Source organism: Sulfurimonas sp., from assembly GCF_023229105.1.
Lineage (GTDB): Bacteria > Campylobacterota > Campylobacteria > Campylobacterales > Sulfurimonadaceae > Sulfurimonas.
Window position 1 is genome coordinate 23,447 of record NZ_JALNZY010000010.1, and the last position, 19,633, is coordinate 43,079.

Below are 19,633 nucleotides of genomic sequence, written 5' to 3' on the forward strand. Positions count from 1 at the left end.
TATTATTTTCCTAATATTCTATTTAAAACTTGTTCATAAGCTACGGTTAATCCGCCTAAACCTTGACGAAATCTATCTTTGTCCATCTTCTCACCGCTTACCATATCCCAAAAACGGCAATTATCAGGGCTTATCTCATCTATGAGAATAATATTGCCGCTTTTGTCTTTTCCAAACTCAAGCTTAAAGTCAACCAGATTAAGACCCTTAGCGGCAAAATATGGCTTAAGAATATCGTTGACTTGTCTTGCCATTCTGCGAAGTTTATCAAGCTCATCCTGAAAATCAACCAAACCGAGGATAAGCGCATGCTGATCATTGAGCTTTGGATCGCCTAGGGCATCATTTTTATAGTCAAACTCAACAAGGGTAAAAGGAAGAACCGTTCCATCTTTAATGCCTAAGTTGCGGCTTAAGCTACCAGTTGCAATATTGCGAACAATAACTTCTATAAGTATAACATCCACTCTTTTGTGTAGCATGTGATTGTCGTCTAACATTTTTACGAAGTGAGTATGTATGCCCTCTGCTTCTAAGAGCTTAAAAAGTTCTGTTGAAATCTTGTTGTTAAGTGCACCTTTGCCCGCTTCACTTGATTTCTTCGCTCCGTTAAACGCAGTTAAGTCATCTTTGAACTCTGATATGAGAAGATTTTCATCATCAGTAGTAAACAATTTTTTTGCTTTTCCTTCGTAAAGCAGTTCTCTCTTTTGCATCTTTTTATAGTCCTTTTGTAATTATTAATGCTTTTACAATGTCAATGCCAACTTTTAGCTGCATGTCTTTGTTTATCATCTCATCTGTTATGATATGTTTTGAGTCTTTTTGCGCCTCTTGCTTCTTCTCTTTACCGTCAACTTTTTCCAGTTCTTCTTCTAGGTGTTTCTTTAAGTCAGCCTCTTTTATTGCAAATTCATTTTTGTTTGTAGTGACATCACCCGGAAAAACCTCTATGTCCGGTTTTACTCCAAGAGCTTGAATCGTTCGTCCACTTGGAAGGTAGTATCTAGCAATCGTTAACTTGATAGCCTCCTCCTCGGTTATAGGAAGCACTACTTGAACGCTTCCCTTTCCGAATGTGTTTTGCCCCACGACAATAGCTCGCTTATGGTCTTGAAGTGATCCGCTTACAATTTCACTCGCACTTGCACTTCCCCCGTTTACAAGCACTACTAAAGGGACGTTTGTTAGAGTATTTTCACTTTTTGCAGAGTATATCTCATCATCAGCTTTGTTTCTGCCTTTTTGAGAGACTATATCTCCTTTATTGACAAAGATATCCACAAGTCCAACAGCTTGATCAAGAAGCCCTCCAGGGTTGTTTCTTAAATCAAGAACAATACCTTTTGTTGAGGACTTTCTTTTTTTAATAGCTTTTGCGACTTCTTCAACGACTTTTTTATCAAAGCTCGTTACGCGGATATACTGTATATCATTGCCTATTGATTTTGCATATACAGACTCTATTGTAATAATTCCTCTTACTATCTTAATTGTCAGAGGCTTATTCTCCCCCTCTCTAACAACCATTAACTCAATAGGAGTACCGACTTTGCCTCTCATGATTGATACTGCTTCATCAATCGTTATATTAAGAGTGGATTTTTTGTCTATTTTTAAAATAATATCGCCTGCTTTTATGCCTGCTTTGTCTGCCGGAGTGCCTTCAATCGGTGCAATAACCGTAAGCGCACCGTCTCGTACACCCACTGTGATACCAAGACCGCCAAACTCACCGTTTGTTTGAACTTTTAAATTTTTATAATCTTTTTGTGATAGATAGCTTGAGTGCGCGTCTAGGTTATTCATCATCCCCGCAAGTGCCTTGTCTATAAGCTCTTCAATATTTACATTATCTACATTGTACTGCTCAACAATACTTATAACTTTTGTAAACTTTGCTAAAGACTCTAGTCTAGAGGACTCTTTGCTCTGGTTTTTCTCCTCAGAAAAAGCAAGAAGATTTGTAGAAAACAGCAAAGCTAACGCAACCGTTACAGAGGCAAAACCAAGAGTAAGTAACTTTTTGTTTTTCATTATTTTTCCTATGTCAATTAAAAAGGACATTATAGTAAAAAGCTGTTTAAATAACAACGTGTGCAAAATTGATGTAGAGTAATTTATATTTAAATTATTTTTAATATAATACGAAAAATTTAAATAATTAGGGCATATAAATAATGAGTACGATAAAAGAGTATTTAAGCGCAGATCATGGTCATTGCGATGAACTGTTTGCAAGCATGGAAGATGCTGTAACAAAAGATATAGGTAGCGCAAAAGCCTCTTATGAGGAGTTTGCAAAACGGACAGAGAGACACTTCCAGATGGAGGAGCGAATTATGTTTTTGGAGTTTGAACAAAAAACAGGAATGACGCAAGGCCCAACCGCTATGATGAGACATGAGCACACGCAGATGAGAAACCTAATCTCAGACATGGGTAAAGCAATTGATGCTAAAGATAAAGATAAATTTTTTGGCATCAGCGAAACATTGATGATTTTAATGCAGCAGCACAACATGAAAGAGGAGCAGATGCTCTACATCATGGCACAGCAGCATCTAAGTGCAGAGTCTGAGCGTATTATAGATATGATGCGCTCTATGATTGTGCAGTAGATAAAAAGATACAGATTTGGATTTTGACGGACTCTCTGTAGATCAAGCACCGCCGATATGGGCACCTCTTACATTTTTTCTAACGGCACCACTTTTTGCCATTTTAGCAGGGTTTTTAATCCTCTTTAGTGATGCCGCTACTCTTACAAGCAGATACTCTATGCAGACAATTGCAATTACGCATGCAGTAACTATCGGTTTTTTAAGTTTTGTGATGTTTGGAGCTCTGATGCAGATGTTGCCGGTTTTAGCCGGAGTTAAAATAACAAAAGTAACTATAATCTCTAAAATATCATATATATTATTGGCAACAGGCACTCTTTGCATGATTTTTGGGTTATGGTTCAATATAGCTACCTTGTTGTTGAGTGCATCTGCCTTGCTCGGTGTCGGTTTTTTAACAATAATTATCTCCATGCTGATTGCCCTTAGAAATGTTATAAATTTTACTGCAAGCATAAGAGCCATGATTACCGCTCTTATTTTTGCTCTTTTTATAACATTTATGGGAGTGCATCTTTTGGCATCCTATGGAGTTGGAAATTTTTCTGCTTCACATCTGCTTCTTGCAAATATTCATAGCGTTTGGGCAATTTTTGGTTTTGCGGGAGTTTTAATAATCGGGGTCGCTTTTCATATTTTGCCTATGTTTTATGTTGCACCGAAGTTTAAAAGATTTTGTAAGCAGAAAGTTGCCTGGCTTATAAGCACGGGACTACTTCTCTGGCTGCTGCTTAACCTCTTTTTTGATTCATATGCGGTGGTGGCTAAGATCTGGATAGCTACATTTTTTTGGGCATTTGCTACAACCGTATATATAAAGCTAAACGCTCGCCGTAGAAAAGTAAGCGACATAACAATTTGGTATTGGAGAAGTGCGGCTATTTTTATGACTCTGGGTACTTTCTCATGGGTTATAGATGACTTTTTCAATGAAAAATATATAGTGCTTGTCTCCATTTTTATAGGCGGAGGATTTATCTTCTCTATAATGTCGGGGATGCTCTACAAAATAGTTCCGTTTTTAATCTGGTTTCATCTTAATGCAAAGGGATACATGAGTATTCCTACAATGAACGAGATGATAAATAAAAAACTTGCAAAAGCACAATTTATGCTCTTTATAGTCTCCCTTATCGGCTTTATTTTCTCCTTTTTTGTGCCATATCTTTTACCGCTTTTTGCTCTTAGCTTTATAACAAGCATGTTAATATTAGAGTACAATATCGTTATTGCGGCTTTGATATATCTAAAAACTATCAAAACCAAACCTGATTTTGACATGAGTATGTTTGCTATGAAAGTAGAAAACTAAAAGTGATAAGAATTCAAAGTGCAAAGTGCCATTGGTTAGCACTTCTAAAAGTTAAATGTAAGGAGGCGTTAAGTGCCGAGTCGTAAAAATATTATTCTAATAGGCTTTATGGGTGTCGGCAAGGGCAGCGTTGCCCGTGAGGTTATAAAAATATCTGATTATATATCGGTAGATACGGATGACTTGATAGAGAGTATGGAAAATAGAACCATTAAGAAGATATTTGAGCAAGAGGGTGAAGTATATTTTAGAAATTTAGAGAAAAAAATCTCATATTGGCTTGAGAATTGTGTAGAAAATACTCTTATTTCAACAGGTGGTGGATTTTTTAAGCAGAATAATCTCAAAGATATAGGAGTTGTTGTTTTTCTAAACTCCTCTTTTGATAAAATACTCAAACGGATAAAAAATCATCCAAATGCGTCAAAAAAACTTAAAAAAAGACCGCTGTTAAAGGATTTGAAAAAGGCAAGGGAGCTCTATAAGGAGCGTTTGCCGGAGTATATGGCTGTTGCTGATATTGTGATTGACGTGACTGATAAGAGCGCACTTGAGTGTGCTAAGGAACTTTTAGAAAAGGTAAAAAAACATGCGTAATATTTTTATAATTTTAGTGTTTGGTGTTGTGGTTAATCTATTTGGTGCAGAGATTAATTGGGCGAAAGATTATAATGAGGGTATTAAAAATGCACAAGAAAAGCAAAAACCCGTACTTTTTGTCTCCTCAAGACACTCGTGCAAATATTGTGTTATTTTAGATGAAACTACATTTAAAGATGCAAGAGTGATAGAGCAGTTAAATAAAAACTTCATCTCTATCATATCCTATAGCGATGAAAATGATTATATGCCGCGTGAGTTATGGCAACCTGGAACTCCTGCTATTTGGTTTTTAATGCCAAGTGAAGAACCGATGTACCAACCGCTTATGGGTGCTATGAATGCTGAGAATTTTTTAAAAGCGCTCCTTGTTGTTGAAGAAGAGTTTAAGAAACAAAAGAGCGAAAAATGATTCTTACAAACTCAAAGAGCAGTAGTTTTAAAGCAGATTTTAGCGAACTTCTTGGACGAGGCAAAATGGATATAGAGTCCGTTACTGCTATAGTCGGAGGTATCATTGCCGAAATAAAAAGTGATAAAAATGATGCAATTAAGCGCCATGTTATTAAATTTGACAAATGGACTCCAAAGAGCGACGAAGATTTAAAAATATCTGTTGAGTCTATGGAAAAAGCGTATAACGATATTGATGAAAAGTTAAAAAATGCTCTGCATCTCTCATACGATAGAATAAAAAAGTATCATGAAAAACAAAAACCTAAATCCTGGTTTGATACCGAAGAAAACGGAACTATTTTAGGTCAAAAGGTTACTCCTGTTGATAGCGCAGGTCTTTATATACCTGGAGGAAAGGCAGCTTATCCCTCATCACTTCTTATGAATGTTATTCCCGCGCAGGTTGCTGGAGTTAAAAATATAGTCATCTGTACACCGACACCGGATAATGAGCCAAATGAGCTTCTTCTTGCGGCATGTCATCTATGCGGAGTAAGTGAAGTTTACAAAGTTGGAGGTGCGAGTGCAATAGCGGCTATGGCGTATGGAACACAAAGCATCCCCAAAGTAGATGTTATTACGGGACCGGGTAATATTTTTGTAGCAACTGCAAAAAAGATGGTTTTTGGCGAGGTTAACATAGACATGATAGCAGGTCCTAGTGAGATTGGAATTTTGGCGGATGATAGCGCAAATCCTTCACATATAGCGATTGACATGTTATCACAAGCAGAACATGATGAGATGGCAAGTTCAATCCTAATAACCCCGTCGCAAAAATTAGCAGACGAGGTTAAGATTGAGCTGGAGAATTGGTTAAAAAAGCTTTCTCGTCAGGAGATTGCAAGAAAGTCGATTGAGGAGCGCGGAGCAATTATTGTAACGTCTGATATGGATGAAGCAGTGGAGCTAATGAATGAGATAGCACCCGAACACTTAGAAGTTGCAACAATGTCCCCTTTTGAACTGCTAGCTAGCATAAAACATGCAGGAGCAATTTTCTTAGGGCATAATACGCCAGAAGCGATAGGCGATTATGTAGCAGGTCCAAATCATACACTTCCAACAGGAGGAACGGCTAAATTTTACTCCCCTCTTGGAGTTGAAAATTTTATGAAAAAATCTTCAATAATCTCCTTTAGCCAAAGAGCAATAAATGAGATAGGTGAAGAGTGTGCTCTAATTGCTAAAACGGAAGGGTTAAGTGCACATGAGCAGTCAGTCAGAGTAAGACTAAGGAAGTAAAAGTGCTGCCCAATTTTTAGTTCTCAAATATTCCCAATTATAGAAAATATTATAATATTATCACATTTTTATAACTAATTTAAGCTTTTTATAGATAGTATATTCGTAGTAAGAACTCCTTTTTATTAAAGATAAGAAGGTCTTGTTATAAAGATTAACCATAGTTATAATTACTAAATATTTGTCTATTTAAAGACTATTGAGGAGGGTATATGCAATTAGGTTTCCTGGTTGATTTACATCTGTGTATGGGATGTAAAGGGTGTGAAATCGCATGTAAAGTGGAAAATGAAGTTCCACTTAGCACATGGAGACTTCGTGTTAAATATGTAGATGTGGGGACTTTTCCTGAAACAAGAAGAACATTTACACCGCTTAGATGTAATCATTGTGAAAATGCACCATGTGAGAGAATATGTCCTGTTAGTGCGCTTCACTATCTTGAAAATGGTATTGTTAATATTGACAAAGAGCGCTGTATAGGTTGTTCAGGTTGTGTTATGGCATGTCCTTATGGGGCAATCTATATTGACCCGCAAACGCAAACAGCAGATAAGTGTACATATTGTGCGCATCGCGTTGCTTCAAGTATGATGCCTGCATGTGTTGTTGCTTGTCCTGTTCAGGCAAATATTTTCGGGGATTTAGAAGATCCAACTTCAAATATTTCTAAGTATATTCAAGTGCATCAAGGCGGAATTCAAGTTCGTAAGCCTGAAAAAGGGACAAATCCGCATCATTACTATGTTGGCGGCGGTAATGTCACATTGAATCCTTTAGCTTCTCACAGAATAGACGGACACTCATTATTTACTAAAATTACAACACTTCCAGTAGGAGGACACCACTAATGGTACATGAAACATTGGCAGCTACAAATGCTGTAGTTACTTTAGACGTAGCGCTTCCTGGAATCGTATGGCCTTGGCTTGTTACAGTAAATATGTGGGCAAAAAGTATAGGTACGGGCGTAATATTTATGCTTTTTATGCTTCTTAGAATGCATCCGGAATCTGCTAAAAGCTTAAGACTCTCAACTGCTATAGTTGCGTTTATTTTTATTAATATTTTCTTACTCTTTACGCTTGCAGACCTGCATCAACCGTTTAGAATGTGGCATATATTTGTTCACTCTCATTTGACATCGTCAATTACTGTCGGTGCATGGATGGCAACAATATTCTTAGGTCTTCTTACCCTTCTTATGTTTTTTGCATGGAAGAAAAATGATGAAGCTTATGATAAATTACTACTATGGGTAGCAATCCTTGCAATCCCGGTTACTCTTTATACAGCTGCTCTGATGGCTCAATGTACAGCTCGTGAACTATGGCAAATGCCTACAGAAGCGGCTCAAATGATACTAGCAGCACTTCTAGCGGGTTCTGCGACTATGATTTTACTTGGCGGAGATAAGTTAAGCAGTGAAGCTAAAAATACATTAGGCGTTGTATTAGGACTTAGTGCTTTAATGGCATTTATTATATATATGTCAGAGTATATATTTGGACCTATGAAAGCAGAAGAGGTTGCTGCTGTTCTTGATTATGTCAAAGGCGATGGGCAATATACGGTTATGTTCTGGCTAGGTCAATGGATAGCTTATCTTTTACCAATGCTTCTTATTCTGTTAAGCAGAGTTAGCAAAAGTGAAAGTATTTTAAAACTTGCAGCTATTTTAGCGTTGGTGGGTCTAGCTATGGTCAAACATGTATGGCTGATGATTCCACAATTATTACCAATGAGTTAGGGAGAAGATTTTAATGTATTTACAAAGTAGAAGAACATTTTTAAAAGGTGCCGCATTTACCGTGGCAGGCGCCTCAATTGCAAAAGGTGTATTTACGACTGATGTTATAGCAGATTCAATCAGCGACAGTAAGTTTACAAATACTCCAGATTCCTTATCATTTTATCCTCCTATGAGTGAGTGGGATGATTTTAAAGAGCTAGATGGAAATGACTGGAAAAGAGGCGGTATAGATCGTCATGGTGTTAGAAGTGCTTCAAATCCTGAAGGTATAGAAGTTAATGATTATGCAATAGTACCGACTGCATGTTCAAACTGTGAGGCTTCTTGTGGATTGACAGCTTGGATTGATAAAAAATCATTTACCGTTAAAAAGTATATGGGTAATCCTCTTCATCCTGCTTCTCGTGGACGCAACTGTGCTAAAGGTTATGCTTCTCAGTCACAAATGTATGACCCAGATCGTATAGCATTCCCGCTTAAACGTGCTCCGGGTTCTGCTCGTGGTGAGGGTAAGTGGATTCGTACTACTTGGGACGAAGCTATGACAACTATCGGTAAGAAGATGGGCGATACCATAAGAAACGGGGATGAAGTTTCAAAAAAATCAGTAATGTTTCATGTCGGAAGACCAAATGAAAATGGTTTTGTTCCTGCTATCTGGCATACACTAGGGCTTGATGCTTATAACTCTCATACTAATATTTGTTCAGCAAATGGTCGTACGGGTACGATTAACTTCGCAAATGATGATAGAACTTCTCCAGACTGGGCAAATGCTAAACTTATATTCTTAAACTCTTCGCACGCCGCTGATGCAGGGCACTACTTTCAACAGTCCGCATCATTTATAGCAGATGCAAGAAAAAAAGGAGCAAAGCTTGTAGTTATGGACCCTCGTTTATCTAATTCTGCGGGAATGGCAGATCTCTGGATTGCCGTATGGCCAGGAACGGAGCCTGCTATCTATCTTTATTTGACGCAAAGAATTTTAAATGAAGACAAAGTAGATAAAGATTTTGTCAAAAAATGGATAAATTGGGAAGTTTTTTTAGATAATAGAAAATATCTTGAATTTATGGTTAGTAAAGGGTATATATCAAAACTTCCTGCAGGTAATGAGTTTGAAGATTTTATGGATCTCTTAAAAGAGCTTTATGCTCCTTATACTCTTGATTTTGCCGTTAAAGAGACACATGTACCTGCCTATAAACTTGAAAAACTCTATGATATGTTTATATGGGCAGGAACTGCTATTTCTACATATTTTTGGAGAGCATCGGCTGCAGGAAATAGAGGTGGCTGGACGGCAGGTCGTACAGGATATTTTTCACTTGCTCTTCGCGGTGCAATTGGACCAGAGGGCGGTACATTTTTCCATCATTGGCATGTTATCTCTGTTGCTGGTAAAGGTGGAAGTTCAACGGTTGGTCAAGGTAAACGAGGTGCTGATATTCCTAAAATAGATGTATATAATGAACTTACATATCCGCCAGAGTGGCCTTTGTCAAGTTATGAGATGTCATTTCTTTTACCTCACCTTCTTTCAGATACTAAATGGCAGAAAAAGTGGATAGACAAAGGTTTTAGTGTTCCGCAAAAACTATCTGTTTATATTCCTCGTATGTATAATCCAGTGTGGATTAACCCAGACGGGTTTAGATGGATAGAGACTTTAAAAGATGAGTCTAAAATGGAACTTACTATGAACTTATCTCCAGTGTGGAGTGAGACTAATTGGTATGTAGATTATATCTTGCCTGTTGGACTTGCAGGTGAGAGACATGACCAACACTCGGAAGCTACTATGCCGGCTCGTTGGACATCTTTTCGCCAACCGGTTATGAGAGTTGCTCTAGAAAAAATGGGATGGAAGCCTAATAACCCTAATCGTGCTACGCTTGAAGCGCATATAAAAGCCGGTCTTGGGGAAGTATGGGAAGAGAATGAGTTTTGGTTTGATATGTGTGTAAACTATATTGATCCAAAAGGTGATATTTTCTTAGATGCTGCAAAAACAAAGAGCATAAAATCAATGTGGGAATCTAAAAAGAATCCTGGAAAGCCGGTTACTATATCTGAGTGGTATGATGCGGCGTTTGGCGATAACTTACCAAATCTTAAAGCGACAGCAACATCAGATGATAGATATAAAAACTCAGAGTTTCCTGTTTATGAGTATATGAGGGATCATGGTGCTTGGATGGAAGAGAATCATATCTACTCTCCACAAGAGCGTGAGGTCAAAGATGACGGTGAAAATTATATTTCACATGGTCATAAATATGATAAAAAGCATGTTAGTATTAACAAACGCACAGGCGTTATGACAGCTGAGTCTCATGGCGATAAAAAAGCTATTGGTATTGAAATTGACGGTAAGAAGATGGAAGGTTTTGCAACGCTTGATAAAAAACTTGACTTTTTTGCTGAGTGGATGGCGGATGATTGGAAATGGCCAGAGTATGCTATTCCTTTTTATCCAAGAAATGAAGAGGAAAAGAAGAAGATGGTTCATATCGTATCGCATGTAAACCACTCTTATATGACTGAAGAAAATTCGTATGCGTTAAATACAGTATTTAGATTACCGTACAATATTCATACACGTTCTGCAAACTCTAAACATTTGATGGAGATTTCGCAAAACCATGACCCTATCTGGATATCAACTCAAGATGCAGCGCGTCAAGGGTTTAAACGAGGTGATGCTATCCGGGTTAAGATTGTAGATAGTGTAACTGGACTAGAGTCTGGTTACTTTGTGGCAATGGCAGTTCCAACAGAGGGTGTTTTGCCAGGTACATTAGCTTGTTCGCACCATGGCGGTCGCTGGAAACTTGTAAATGCTGTGTCTATTCCAAACGGCGTAACGGACGGTAAAGTAGATTCTCAGCCTGTTGTGAGAAATATGAATGACCCTAAATTTATGGCTCACTCACCTGAAAATGTTGGTACGGCAGCAGGGCAGATTAAAATTGAAGATTATGACGGAACGGGCGGAATAAATAGCTTTGGTGTTCCAACTGCAGAGCTTCAAATGGATGGTAAGGTCGGTAAACTCAAATATATAGAGGGCATCAAGCCTTTTCATGCTAAGCGTTTTGCTGATTACAACAGAGACAGTGGAAATATCTGGTGGGATGGTTTAAGTGGCTCTTGGCAAAATGCTGTTGCTGCTGCACATCCTGACCCTATTTCAGGTATGCATTGTTGGCATCAAAAAGTTATCTTAGAACCTGCTCAAGCTGGCGACAAGATAGGGGATATCTTTGTAAATTATGATAATAACTTCAAAGTTTATGAAGGGTGGAGAGATGAACTTACTCGTGGGTTAGATGACAACTCTACGCTTCGTCGTCCTCTTCATGTAAAACGTCCTTGGGTGCCTCTGACTCGTGAGGCATACACAGTTAAAATCACTAAATAAGCCTATAGGCCCCAGAAGGGGCTGGCTTTTTTACTTACCTTTTATTTATAAACTCTTATAGAGTTGCCCACCACATCCTAAGGCGCAATCCAAAAGTGCTTGTATAACCTACATCACTAAAAAATTCATCTCCATTCTTGTCATATATAATAGTAGTAGGAAAAACAAAAACAGAATATTTTTGCGTTATTTGAGCATTAAAATCATTTATAACCTTAAAGTCTAAGTTACGGCTTCTTAAATATTCACTTATCTCTGCATCGCTTCCTGATTTAAGAGCAATGGTTAAAACATTGTAATTTTCTGAAATTGTTTGGATATTTTGAGCTTGAGCCTTACATACAGGGCACCAAGTGGCCCAAAAATAGATAAGAACGGGTTCGTTTTCAGGAAGTTTGTATGGAGTATTGTTTAGAAGCGTTACGCTGGACAAATAAAGAGGCTCTTTGTTTACTTCACTACTTCTATAGAAACTTAAAAGGTTAGCAAAAATAGTCATAACTAAAATAAAAAAGAGTATCTCTTTAAAATATTTTACAAATTTATGCTTCATTACTATCCCTATAATTTACTTCATTTTTCTAAATCATAATACCTTTGATTGTAAAGAACAACATCCCTGCGAGCACTGCGGCAGCCGGTACTGTGATAAGCCATGCAGCAACAATTTTTTTAATTGCATCTCTTCTAACATACTGTATTTTCTTAGCTTTTTTGATGCTCTTTTTAGTTGATTTTATTATCTTTTTTTCATTTGCAATAAGCTTATAAAGTTCAGCAATTCTAGTGTAATCATTTTGAGATTTCTCATCTTTCTCTTCTACTGCTTTTAGCTCATGTTCATATGCGCTTTTAGTCAATTTTTCATCTTCAATACTAAGTATATCATCTTCAACTGTGTGGTTGTTCTCATCTTTAATGTAAAGCCACTCTCTTAAAAAACCAACGCCAAATACTCCGCCTATTGCTATATGCGTAGAGCTTACAGGTAAGCCTAGTTGTGAAGCGATGATAACTGTAATAGAAGCTGCCATAGCAATAGAAAAGGCTCTTATCTGATCTAGGTCTGTTATTTCACTGCCAACCGTTTTAATTAATCCAGGACCATACAGCGCTAAGCCTAAAGATATTCCAACAGCGCCTACAGCCATAACCCAAAGTGGTATAGAAGCATCAGATGAGACTCCGCCGTTAACAATAGCGTCATTAATTGCGGCTAAAGGACCGATGGCATTTGCAACATCATTAGCACCGTGGGCAAAACTAAGAAGAGCAGCTGCAAAAATAAGCGGAATTGTAAAAAGTGTGTTAACAGATTCTCTTGTGTTTTGCAGAGCAGTCGTGTTGGAGGAGACTCTTTTTTTTACAAAAAGATAAACAGATATAGCCACTAATAAAGCAATTGTAAAAGTAGTAACAAAAGATGGCTTATTTGTTATCTCTAGCGAGATTAAGGGGAGAGTGTTAAGAAATCCCAATATATTAGGCCATATATGCTTTACGCCTTTTAATATAATATAGGTAACAAATGCCCAAGACATAATTGCAACAAAAATCGGCACATAGGTCGTAGCAGCGCTGATTTTATCCTCTTTAAAGATAATTGATTTTTTGATTGCAAAAAGAAAAACTGCTGCAATAACCCCGCCCAAAACAGGAGAGATAACCCATGAAGCGACTATACTTCCCATAGTTGTCCAGTTGACAATACTGAATCCTGCTGCTGCGACTCCCGCACCCATTACGCCACCTACGATTGAGTGGGTAGTGGAGACTGGTGCTCGCATCATTGTTGCAAAATTTAACCATAGTGCTGCGGAGAGAAGAGCTGCCATCATAGCCCAGATAAATTGATCTGCATTTCCACCAAAAGCAGAGATGTCAATAATTCCATTTTTAATTGTTTTAACAACGTCACCACCGGCAATAAGTGCACCGGCAGTCTCAAAGACTGCAGCTATTATAATTGCTGCAGTAAGAGTAAGTGCTTTTGCCCCAACTGCAGGACCGACATTATTTGCAACATCATTTGCCCCTATATTCATTGCCATATAAGCGCCGATAAGCGCAGCTACAGCAAGAAACAGGTTGTTAGGAACACCACCGTTACTTAAAAAACTAAATGTTAAAACACCTATCATAAAAAAGAGAGCAAATCCAAGCCTCGTAAAATCTGTAGCACTCTTTTTTAGTGCCTTCTTTTGAATTTTATCGACAGTACGAATTTCCATTAAATACCTTTTTTTGTTGGTGCGATTATATAGTAAAACTAATTATAAACTATCATTTAGTAGCATAAGTGCTACTCTTTTATATATGCTTTTATAATTTTTTGCTCCTCTATCGGTCTATCTGCTGCTGTAGCAACATTTTGAAGCTTATTTATGATACCTAGTGATTGTGTGCTTACTTGACCAAATATTGTGTGTCTGCCGTTTAGCCAAGGGGTTGGAGCCGTTGTTATGAAAAACTGACTGCCATTTGTATGCGGACCTCTGTTTGCCATAGCGAGGATGCCTGCTTTTTGAAATGTTTTGTTCGTAAACTCATCTTTAAAATCTTTTTTCCAAATACTCTCTCCGCCCCTGCCGGTTCCGGTAGGATCTCCGCTTTGAATCATAAAATCTTTGATAATACGATGAAAAATAACACCGTTATAGTAGCCATTTTTTACATGTGTCATAAAATTTTCTACCGCTAGGGGAGCAACATCAGGAAGCATCTCAAGTTCAATTACTCCTTGAGTTGTCTCTAGCACAACATAAGACTCACTGCTTTGTGCATTAATATTTATGGAAAAAAGTATTAACAATATAAGTAGATTTTTTTTCATTCTATCTCCTAGTTATAATAATTATATTGTACCTATTTTTATTGAAATTATAAATAATCTCAAGGATTTTGTTTTGAAAAAAAATAGTATTATTTTAAATAAAAGGAAAGTTTATTTTATGAAGAATTTTGTCGCAAAAAATTTGCGACAAAATGAAGTTTTATTTTCCAGCAGCAACGCGGTCTTTAAGACCTTTGCCAGCTTTAAATTTAGGAACCATCTTATCTTTTGTAGTATAAGTTTTGTCGGTACCAGGAACTTTACCGCTTTTCCCTTTTTGTAGGGAAGCGCTAAAACTTCCAAAACCAACAAGAGAAACATCTTCTTTTTTTACTAATGCAGACGCTACTGCATCTGTGAATGCTTTGATAGCTGCTTCAGCTTCAACTTTAGTTTTGTAATTACCGCTTGCTTGTACTAGTTCAACGAATTGAGCTTTATTCATAAATCTACCCTTGAATTTATAAAGATTTTCCGAAACTACAAAACTTAAAAATACAATTTAACAAGTTAAGTAATTCAGCTATAGACACTTTATAGTTTATTTGCTTAAATATTTCTTCTTTTTATCAAAAAAAGAGAAAAAACTCATATATTTCTTCTCTTTTAGTCCGAATTTTGCACGCTTGAGTAGTTTAGAAACAACGCTACTGATACCACTAGCTATAATAAAAGGCGATAACTCTTTTACCTTTTCATATCTGTTTTTGCCTATATGTATAGATAAAAACACATCCTCTAAAGCATCTTTTTCCTGTTTACTAAGCGTACCCATAAGTTCAATCCTTAAGTTTATTTATTTTTCTTACTGTTCTAATGATTTCATCATCTTCCAGTCTGCCTAACATTTGCATAACCGTAATAGCAGCTTGCGGCTTGGCGCGTCCTAGTTTCCAATCTTGATATGTACGCATAGATATCCCTAATGAATTTGCCATATCTTTAAGAGATATCTTTTTTCCATTGTTCTGAGACTCTAATGAGTTATGAAGAATATTAAATAGGTCATTGATTTGCATGAAAGATTGTACGAAAAAAATACTTAATTATAAATTTAATCATTGTTAATATACATATAAATTTGTATTACGCGTAGATTAAAGGATATTGTATCTATTAAATAAGACATAAAAATATATATAATTCTTAAAACACACGGTTTTACGTATAATATTATTAAAAAAAATCCTCTAATTTAGTGAAAAAACTAAAAAAGAGGAAAAAAATTTATGATTCTAGGGCAATTCTTTTGTTTGTAGGATGAAGAGTAATATAGTTTTCTGACTCAACTATATAAAATGGTTCATAAGCTTTCTCTTGCGTTTTATAGATAAGTTCATTGCCGTTAGCAAAAACAAAAGCGATAGTATTTAAACCTTTAAAAGGTTCTTTAACGCTTATTCTTGCATTTTTTGTACAGTTTATAATCTTATCTTGTTTAGTTTTTAGTTTATCAATCTCCTCTTTTAGTACAGGAACTTCCAAAGGGGAGTGTTTTAAAGCCCCCTCTAGTTTATATTTTAAATCTTCCATCTCTTGAGTAATAAAATTATATCTACTGCTTAAAGTGGGAATCTCTTTGTAACTTATCTTAAATAGATTATCCTCTCCACTAACACGCTTTATAGTAATGGAGTTGGAAGCATAAACTTTTAGGTTGCTCTTTACATGATCTATAGTTACATTCTCTGCATAAATCGTTCCGCCGAGAGAATTTTCTATCTCAACGTTTGTAGCGTGAACCTCCCCGCCTTCTAAAAGTTTTATTTTTGCGCTATTGCATCTGAGCTTTCCCTTGTGCCTGTTTATTGTCGCGAACTTTGCTTCTTGAGTAGAGTCTTTGTGTGTCGCACCTTCTATCGTCAAATGGACTGCCCTAAGGGTCGATTTTGCGCCTACATGTCCATTTATATGAATTGTCTCTGATGTAAGTATGACACCTTCTCCTAGACTGTCTAGAGAGGTATCATTTTGAGAGATTATAACTTCTATGTTGTTGGCTTCATCTTTTACTACGCTCTCTTGGACACGAGAGAGAAATTGCATTTTAATTTTGTTATCGACACGAAAGCTATCTTCATTAAAATGGACATAACCCTTTAGCTTGCTTTTATAAATTTTTCTATCATCATCTTCAATAATCTCTATACTATTTTCATCTACAGGGCACTTTAAATCTTCGTTGTTTTTTTCGTAGGTATTGTTTATGATTTCGCCAAATACATTAAGCCCGTTTTTTCCAAAAATAGGTTTTATAAACTGGACTAAAACCTCCCCCTCATCAACTTCTATAAATTGATGTTTTGTCTCTTTTTGCAAAAAGCGCATAATAAGTTTGCTGTTTCTTCTTATTTCAGGTTCAAGTCCGTTAAAAAGAGGAATCTTTACTTTTTTGACAAATCTGCCGCCATAGAGATATTTAACAAAGGCTTTTAGTTTTCCTTTCATTTGCGTGTCAAAAATATTTATTAAAATACCGTTCATGGCTTTTATGTTGTTTAATTCCTTAAGCAAAAGCAGATAAATCTCTTTTGGCTGATATTTTTTATAAGGAATCTGCGACTCTGGATGCAGAATGATTTCAGCAGAGACGTTGTTGTCGGAAAAGTTTATACTGTAGTTTAATTTTACTATTTTTTTTGGAGTCTGTTTTACTGTTATGATATATAACTGTTTAATCCTAACATGCTCATCTACCATCTTGTCATGGTTTTTGTAGTAGTTGCGTATATCTTCGTTGTAGAGCACAAAACTCTCATCAGAAACTGTTTTTATATAGGTCTCTACACCATTGAGGTTAAATGAGAACTCAAGTGCAGAACGGTCGTTTTCTGCGGCAAACTTATTTATAGTAGCGCTGATATTTTTTGTTTTAAATTTTTTAATAAGCAAGCAAATCACTATAGTCGTATTTTGAGAAGTCTAAGTAGAGTTTGCCATCTTTATGTATCACTCTTATGTCATTGTCATAAGCATCTAAAAATCGTTTTTTTATTATTTTTCTCTGCGATGACTTAAGATTTAGAAGCTTTAAATACTCTTTTAATTCTACTACTTCAAGATTGTGTGGAGCTTTAATTTTGTCTTGATGCTCAAAGCTCTCAATTTCATGGATGGTATGAACAGTAGTTGCTTCTTGCTCAAATTGTATCTTTTTATTTACAAGTTCTAAAATATTTTTTAGCTGCTCATCTTTCGAGCTGTAAATATGTTCTATTTTATCCCTCTCAGCACGGAGCATCTGCTCTTTATCATCTATAAGTCTATCTATTTTAGCCTCAAGTTGCACTATTTTGTTTTTTAAAAAGTTATTCTCTTTTTGATAGAGTGCTAAAACAATTGCCACTGTTGTCTTTGGCTTTGCTATCTGGTTTTTCTCAGGTGCAGCGCTCTTTGTCTCTTCATAAATCTCTTCTTTTGCATCTCTCTTAAGAGAGCTATCTGTTACTATGAGGTAAGTTTTACCCTCTTCAATAACATAATTTAGTTTTTTTGCTCTAATCTTCGAGTTGAGCATCTCTTTAGACATCTTAAAATGTTTACAATATTCATCTACTGTTAGTCTCATCTGAATTTCCGATCATTTTTTAGATATTTTAGCATAATAAAGTTTTTATGAAAGTTATTTTAAATGAAGCCTATAATATAATTCAGAACAAATTTTATAAAAAGAGTTTAATAATGGGTATTTTAGATATTGTAAAGCCGGGTGTGTTATTTGGTGATGATGTGCAAAAAGTTTATCAATATGCTAAAGAAAGTGGGTTTGCTATTCCCGCAATCAATGTTGTATCAACTGACTCTATAAATGCGGTGTTAGAGGCTGCGGCTAAAGTAAAATCTCCCGTAATTATCCAGTTTAGTAATGGCGGAGCTTCATACTATGCGGGAAAAGGCTTAAGTAACGAAGGGGAAAAAGCAGCGATTGCAGGTGCAGTTTCAGGTGCAATGCATGTGCATTTGATGGCACAAAGCTACGGCGTACCCGTTATCCTCCATACTGACCATGCGGCGAAAAAACTTCTTCCTTGGATAGATGCGCTTCTTGAAGAGAGTGAAAAACATTACAAAACGCATAATAGACCTCTCTACTCCTCTCACATGTTAGATCTCTCTGAAGAGCCTTTAGTGGAGAATGTTGCTATTTGTAAAAAGTATCTCCAAAGAATGAGTAAAATCGATATAAGCATAGAGATAGAGCTGGGCGTTACTGGAGGGGAAGAGGATGGAGTAGATAACTCAAGCATTGACAACTCGCTTCTTTACACTCAACCGGAGGATGTGGCATATGCTTACAAAGAGTTGAGCGAAGTGTCTCCGCGTTTTACTATCGCCGCATCTTTTGGCAATGTTCACGGCGTTTACAAACCAGGAAATGTCGTGCTTACTCCAAAAATCTTAGATAACTCTCAAAAATATATTCAAGACAAATTCGGCACTAGCGCAAAGCCCGTTAATTTCGTATTTCACGGAGGCTCTGGTTCGACTCTGCAGGAGATACGTGAGGCAATAAGTTATGGCGTAATAAAGATGAATATCGATACCGACACACAGTGGGCTACATGGATAGGCGTTAAAGAGTATTATGAGAAAAATAGGGAGTATCTTCAGGGGCAAATTGGAAATCCTCAGGGGGAAGATAAGCCTAATAAAAACTACTATGATCCAAGAAAATGGTTAAGAGCTGGACAGCTTACTTTGGTAAATAGAGTAGAGGTTGCATTCTCAGATCTTAACGCGATAGGCAGAAACTAAAATTTATAATATGCACAGACTCCTGCATATTATATTTTAATTTCCGCTCTTATATATATCCTTGATATTTTTGAGATGCGGATTTTGCAAAAAAAACAGGGCAAGCAGCTTGTTTAATCTGTTTTGATTGAATCTCCAAAACCGTCTTTTATCAAACTCTTCATCAGCGATTATAAGCTCATATAGCTCTTTGCTGTCCAAATCTCCACTCTTTTGTTTTATAGCTTTTATCATTAGATGTTGAAGTTGTTCTTGAGCCTCTTTTGTTGTGTCGTCATCTTCTAGCTGTTTGTTTGGTAAAAATGCATATATTTTCCAAAAGCTAACTACAAAAAGTAGTATAAAAAATATCAGCATAAGTGATGATGTTGAGATGCCCATATATTTATCCTTTTAGTTTTTTGATGAATTATAGGAATAGTATCATAATATTTTGGTTAAAATTTCAGCCTAGGAAATGAAAAATGAATGATAAAGTATTTACAAAGCCAATAAAAAAACAGTTTGAATTTGATGAAGAGGTTGCTGCCGTCTTTGATGATATGCTCCAAAGAAGCGTGCCTTTTTATAAAGAGTCACAAAACATTACGGAGTTTTTTGCCCTTAAGCAGCTTGAAAATGGAGGAGT

20 protein-coding genes and 1 pseudogene are annotated in these 19,633 nt (G+C 36.4%); 10 read left to right on the forward strand and 11 right to left on the reverse strand.

The features are described from left to right. Positions 1–2: 2 nt before the first annotated feature. Both purC and M0Q17_RS02555 read right to left on the reverse strand, forming a co-directional pair. Positions 3–716, reverse strand: coding sequence for a phosphoribosylaminoimidazolesuccinocarboxamide synthase (gene purC / locus M0Q17_RS02550; protein ID WP_295082982.1), 714 nt, complete (start codon positions 714–716; stop codon positions 3–5). A gap of 4 nt (positions 717–720) precedes the next feature. After that, positions 721–2,037 (reverse strand): S41 family peptidase, encoded by a 1,317-nt coding sequence (locus M0Q17_RS02555; RefSeq protein ID WP_295082984.1) that lies wholly within the window; start codon positions 2,035–2,037, stop codon positions 721–723. A gap of 143 nt (positions 2,038–2,180) precedes the next feature. On the opposite strand from M0Q17_RS02555, the gene M0Q17_RS02560 reads away from it, so the two are divergent. From M0Q17_RS02560 to M0Q17_RS02595, 8 genes are all read left to right on the forward strand, one after another. Beyond that, complete coding sequence (locus M0Q17_RS02560; RefSeq protein ID WP_295082987.1) at positions 2,181–2,621, forward strand: hemerythrin domain-containing protein; 441 nt, start codon at positions 2,181–2,183, stop codon at positions 2,619–2,621. Positions 2,622–2,637: 16 nt separating this feature from the next. Next, a complete protein-coding gene (locus M0Q17_RS02565; protein WP_295082989.1) occupies positions 2,638–3,936 on the forward strand; it encodes a hypothetical protein in 1,299 nt (432 codons plus the stop codon). 108 nt (positions 3,937–4,044) lie between these two features. Further along, entirely contained in the window at positions 4,045–4,533 is a 489-nt protein-coding gene (locus M0Q17_RS02570) for a shikimate kinase (protein ID WP_295083023.1), read from the forward strand. Further along, positions 4,526–4,948 carry a DUF255 domain-containing protein gene (locus M0Q17_RS02575; protein ID WP_295082991.1) on the forward strand — a complete coding sequence of 141 codons (423 nt, stop codon included), beginning with the start codon at positions 4,526–4,528 and terminating at the stop codon, positions 4,946–4,948. The genes M0Q17_RS02570 and M0Q17_RS02575 overlap by 8 nt, the downstream gene beginning before the upstream one ends. Further along, positions 4,945–6,237 carry a histidinol dehydrogenase gene (gene hisD, locus M0Q17_RS02580; protein ID WP_295082993.1) on the forward strand — a complete coding sequence of 431 codons (1,293 nt, stop codon included), beginning with the start codon at positions 4,945–4,947 and terminating at the stop codon, positions 6,235–6,237. Before M0Q17_RS02575 ends, hisD begins: the two co-directional genes overlap by 4 nt. Before the next feature lie 212 nt (positions 6,238–6,449). Next, on the forward strand, positions 6,450–7,088 hold the full coding sequence (locus tag M0Q17_RS02585; RefSeq protein WP_295082995.1) for a 4Fe-4S dicluster domain-containing protein: 639 nt from the start codon (positions 6,450–6,452) through the stop codon (positions 7,086–7,088). Continuing rightward, positions 7,088–7,987, forward strand: a complete 900-nt coding sequence (gene nrfD, locus M0Q17_RS02590) for an NrfD/PsrC family molybdoenzyme membrane anchor subunit (RefSeq protein WP_295082997.1) — start codon at positions 7,088–7,090, stop codon at positions 7,985–7,987. Before M0Q17_RS02585 ends, nrfD begins: the two co-directional genes overlap by 1 nt. Positions 7,988–8,000: 13 nt before the next feature. Further along, positions 8,001–11,417 (forward strand): molybdopterin-dependent oxidoreductase, encoded by a 3,417-nt coding sequence (locus M0Q17_RS02595; RefSeq protein ID WP_295082999.1) that lies wholly within the window; start codon positions 8,001–8,003, stop codon positions 11,415–11,417. A 55-nt stretch (positions 11,418–11,472) separates the two neighbouring features. On the opposite strand, the gene M0Q17_RS02600 is transcribed toward M0Q17_RS02595, so the two are convergent. The 8 genes from M0Q17_RS02600 to M0Q17_RS02635 form a co-directional block, all read right to left on the reverse strand. Next, on the reverse strand, positions 11,473–11,970 hold the full coding sequence (locus M0Q17_RS02600) for a protein disulfide oxidoreductase (RefSeq protein ID WP_295083002.1): 498 nt from the start codon (positions 11,968–11,970) through the stop codon (positions 11,473–11,475). A 28-nt stretch (positions 11,971–11,998) separates the two neighbouring features. Continuing rightward, positions 11,999–13,648 (reverse strand): inorganic phosphate transporter, encoded by a 1,650-nt coding sequence (locus M0Q17_RS02605; protein WP_295083004.1) that lies wholly within the window; start codon positions 13,646–13,648, stop codon positions 11,999–12,001. Between the two features lie 71 nt (positions 13,649–13,719). Continuing rightward, complete coding sequence (locus M0Q17_RS02610) at positions 13,720–14,250, reverse strand: peptidylprolyl isomerase (RefSeq protein WP_295083007.1); 531 nt, start codon at positions 14,248–14,250, stop codon at positions 13,720–13,722. Between the two features lie 160 nt (positions 14,251–14,410). Continuing rightward, positions 14,411–14,695, reverse strand: coding sequence for an HU family DNA-binding protein (locus M0Q17_RS02615; protein WP_294930233.1), 285 nt, complete (start codon positions 14,693–14,695; stop codon positions 14,411–14,413). A gap of 96 nt (positions 14,696–14,791) precedes the next feature. Further along, the gene (locus tag M0Q17_RS02620; RefSeq protein WP_295083009.1) at positions 14,792–15,025 is read right to left on the reverse strand and encodes a hypothetical protein; all 234 of its coding nucleotides are present in this window, start codon (positions 15,023–15,025) and stop codon (positions 14,792–14,794) included. 4 nt (positions 15,026–15,029) lie between these two features. Beyond that, the gene (locus M0Q17_RS02625) at positions 15,030–15,269 is read right to left on the reverse strand and encodes an XRE family transcriptional regulator (protein WP_295083011.1); all 240 of its coding nucleotides are present in this window, start codon (positions 15,267–15,269) and stop codon (positions 15,030–15,032) included. A 208-nt stretch (positions 15,270–15,477) separates the two neighbouring features. Beyond that, entirely contained in the window at positions 15,478–17,151 is a 1,674-nt protein-coding gene (locus M0Q17_RS02630) for a flagellar assembly protein A (RefSeq protein WP_295083013.1), read from the reverse strand. Continuing rightward, a complete protein-coding gene (locus M0Q17_RS02635; RefSeq protein WP_295083015.1) occupies positions 17,132–17,818 on the reverse strand; it encodes a hypothetical protein in 687 nt (228 codons plus the stop codon). The genes M0Q17_RS02630 and M0Q17_RS02635 overlap by 20 nt, the downstream gene beginning before the upstream one ends. 113 nt (positions 17,819–17,931) lie before the next feature. On the opposite strand from M0Q17_RS02635, the gene fbaA reads away from it, so the two are divergent. Continuing rightward, complete coding sequence (fbaA, locus tag M0Q17_RS02640; protein ID WP_295083017.1) at positions 17,932–19,005, forward strand: class II fructose-bisphosphate aldolase; 1,074 nt, start codon at positions 17,932–17,934, stop codon at positions 19,003–19,005. A gap of 36 nt (positions 19,006–19,041) precedes the next feature. Here fbaA and M0Q17_RS02645 read toward each other — a convergent pair whose 3' ends face one another. Then, on the reverse strand, positions 19,042–19,386 hold the full coding sequence (locus M0Q17_RS02645) for a hypothetical protein (protein ID WP_295083019.1): 345 nt from the start codon (positions 19,384–19,386) through the stop codon (positions 19,042–19,044). Between the two features lie 83 nt (positions 19,387–19,469). Between M0Q17_RS02645 and M0Q17_RS02650 the strand changes: the two are divergent. Beyond that, positions 19,470–19,633, forward strand: a pseudogene (locus tag M0Q17_RS02650) (carboxy-S-adenosyl-L-methionine synthase CmoA); the annotation flags it as partial.

Excerpts from the sequence above, each read along its gene's own strand:
- M0Q17_RS02610 (WP_295083007.1), bottom strand. The coding sequence starts at position 14,250 with ATGAAAAAAAATCTACTTATATTGTTAATACTTTTTTCCATAAATATT.
- M0Q17_RS02620 (WP_295083009.1), bottom strand. The coding sequence starts at position 15,025 with ATGGGTACGCTTAGTAAACAGGAAAAAGATGCTTTAGAGGATGTGTTT.
- M0Q17_RS02585 (WP_295082995.1), top strand. The coding sequence starts at position 6,450 with ATGCAATTAGGTTTCCTGGTTGATTTACATCTGTGTATGGGATGTAAA.
- M0Q17_RS02600 (WP_295083002.1), bottom strand. The coding sequence starts at position 11,970 with ATGAAGCATAAATTTGTAAAATATTTTAAAGAGATACTCTTTTTTATT.
- purC (WP_295082982.1), bottom strand. The coding sequence starts at position 716 with ATGCAAAAGAGAGAACTGCTTTACGAAGGAAAAGCAAAAAAATTGTTT.
- M0Q17_RS02645 (WP_295083019.1), bottom strand. The coding sequence starts at position 19,386 with ATGGGCATCTCAACATCATCACTTATGCTGATATTTTTTATACTACTT.
- nrfD (WP_295082997.1), top strand. The coding sequence starts at position 7,088 with ATGGTACATGAAACATTGGCAGCTACAAATGCTGTAGTTACTTTAGAC.
- fbaA (WP_295083017.1), top strand. The coding sequence starts at position 17,932 with ATGGGTATTTTAGATATTGTAAAGCCGGGTGTGTTATTTGGTGATGAT.
- M0Q17_RS02560 (WP_295082987.1), top strand. The coding sequence starts at position 2,181 with ATGAGTACGATAAAAGAGTATTTAAGCGCAGATCATGGTCATTGCGAT.
- M0Q17_RS02605 (WP_295083004.1), bottom strand. The coding sequence starts at position 13,648 with ATGGAAATTCGTACTGTCGATAAAATTCAAAAGAAGGCACTAAAAAAG.
- M0Q17_RS02595 (WP_295082999.1), top strand. The coding sequence starts at position 8,001 with ATGTATTTACAAAGTAGAAGAACATTTTTAAAAGGTGCCGCATTTACC.
- M0Q17_RS02625 (WP_295083011.1), bottom strand. The coding sequence starts at position 15,269 with ATGCAAATCAATGACCTATTTAATATTCTTCATAACTCATTAGAGTCT.
- M0Q17_RS02570 (WP_295083023.1), top strand. The coding sequence starts at position 4,045 with ATGGGTGTCGGCAAGGGCAGCGTTGCCCGTGAGGTTATAAAAATATCT.
- hisD (WP_295082993.1), top strand. The coding sequence starts at position 4,945 with ATGATTCTTACAAACTCAAAGAGCAGTAGTTTTAAAGCAGATTTTAGC.
- M0Q17_RS02635 (WP_295083015.1), bottom strand. The coding sequence starts at position 17,818 with ATGAGACTAACAGTAGATGAATATTGTAAACATTTTAAGATGTCTAAA.
- M0Q17_RS02615 (WP_294930233.1), bottom strand. The coding sequence starts at position 14,695 with ATGAATAAAGCTCAATTCGTTGAACTAGTACAAGCAAGCGGTAATTAC.
- M0Q17_RS02575 (WP_295082991.1), top strand. The coding sequence starts at position 4,526 with ATGCGTAATATTTTTATAATTTTAGTGTTTGGTGTTGTGGTTAATCTA.
- M0Q17_RS02555 (WP_295082984.1), bottom strand. The coding sequence starts at position 2,037 with ATGAAAAACAAAAAGTTACTTACTCTTGGTTTTGCCTCTGTAACGGTT.